General features: G+C 67.1%; 2 protein-coding genes. One reads left to right on the forward strand and one right to left on the reverse strand.

Features of this window, described 5'->3' with window-relative positions; translation table 11 throughout:
* Nucleotides 1-612 (forward strand): PP2C family protein-serine/threonine phosphatase (locus VLF18_RS09255; RefSeq protein ID WP_325279339.1); only part of this gene is annotated, 612 nt, incomplete at its 5' end.
* A 209-nt stretch (nucleotides 613-821) separates the two neighbouring features.
* Here the strand turns inward: VLF18_RS09255 and VLF18_RS09260 are convergent.
* On the reverse strand, nucleotides 822-1,785 hold a 964-nt coding region (locus VLF18_RS09260; RefSeq protein WP_325279340.1), incomplete at its 5' end, for a hypothetical protein.

Consider the following 1,785-nt stretch of genomic DNA (forward strand, 5'->3'; position numbering starts at 1 on the left):
CTCGTCGCCGACGGCATGGGCGGCCACGAGCACGGCGAGGTCGCCAGTGCGATCGCACGCGACACGCTGATCGACGAAGTCCGCAAGGGCACGCCTATCGGCCGCGCGATCCAGCTTGCCGACGAGGAGATCATCCGCCACTCGAGCCGACGTGCCGAGGCGCTGCCGATGGGCACGACGGTCGCCGCGGTCAACGTCAGCGGCGACAATTTCGAGATGGCCTGGGTCGGCGACAGCCGCGTCTATGTCTGGAACGGCGCGCTGAAGCAGCTCTCGCAGGATCACTCCTACGTGCAGGAGCTCATCGAGCAGGGCGCGATCACCGCCGAACAGGCACGCACGCACCCGCACCGCAACGTCGTCACGCAGGCGCTCGGCGTGACCGATCCGCAGAGCCTGCGCGTGGAGACCATCACCGGTACGCTGCAGCCCGGCATGCAGATCCTGCTCTGCAGCGACGGACTCACCGAAGAAGTGGAAGACGCGCAGATCGCGACGATCCTTGCGCGCGCGGAACTCTCCGCACAGGAATGCGTCGACCATCTGATCCTTGCCGCGCTCGACGGCGGCGGCTCGGACAACGTCACGGTGGTGCTGATCCGCCGGCGCTGAATGACCTTCGCGCAGGTTGGGGCGAGCCACGGGCGAAGCCCAACATCGAGGCCGTGCCAAAAGACGACCGCCGGGCGATGAATCGGCTCTGTCGCTGACGCACCTTCACCCGAGGTCCGGGTTCATGCGCAACGAACGCCGATACCCCGCCTTGAATGCGGCCAGCGGAAATCCCGCGATGTCGGGCTTCGCCTGCGGCTCAACCCAACCTACGGTCTGAGCGTCTTCAGCGCCGCCTGGAAGCTGCCCATCGAATAGCCGTTCTCGTTTTTCAGGACCGCATAGACGCCGTCGAGCTTCGTCTTGAGCGCGTCGGCGCGAGCCTTGTCGATGACGCCGGTGTTCTCGAAGGCGACGATGACCGACTGCGCCGCCATCGCGGCCTGTTCCGCGGCGTCGTAGTCGCGGTATTCGCCGCGCGCGGCATCGGCTTCGATGTCGCCGAGAATCGCCTTGAGACTGCCTTCGTCGAAGCGATGCTGCGCTACGCGCGGCAGCAGTTCGGCCAGCGTCGCGCGCAGGCGCCTGGCTGCCGCCAGCGTCGCGTCACGGCTCTCCGTCGTCGCGCGATGCAGCGCGCGCGTCTGTTCGAGCACGCGCGCCTCGGCCGCCGTGTCGACCGCAGCGAGCACGTGGCGGAACATCACGAGGTTCGCGTCATAGAGGCGCACGACGCCGGGTCCCAGTCCCGTTCCCTGACGCGGTCCCCAGCTCTTGTCCGACATGCGCTTGTGGCACGCGAAGCAGTTGAACAGCACGAGTTCCGGGAAGATGCCCTGCATGCCGGCCTTGGGATCGGTCAGTTGGTCGAGCAGGTTCGCCGCGGCGACGCCCTGCCCGACCGCCCAGTCGCGTACGCCGCTGAATTCGCCCTTGCGTTCGATCCAGTCGGCGTCGATCGCGTAGTGCGGCCGGCCGAGCCAGGTGAACGTGTCGAGTTCGAACGCGAGCCGGGGATGACCCGCTCCCATGATGCGATGCGTGATCATGCGGTCCTTCGTGCCCATGTGACACGACAGGCAGAGTTCCGCACGACGCACCGGGTCGTCGGTCGCATACATGCCCTTGGCGAGATTGTCGGCATGCTTGACGCTCTTGTCGGCATGCGCGTTGAGCCACTGTTCGGCGCCGCCGTGGCAGCTCTCGCAGCCGACGCCGTCGCTGATCTGGAAG

It is taken from the genome of Tahibacter sp. (assembly GCF_035481375.1).
Lineage (GTDB): Bacteria > Pseudomonadota > Gammaproteobacteria > Xanthomonadales > Rhodanobacteraceae > Tahibacter.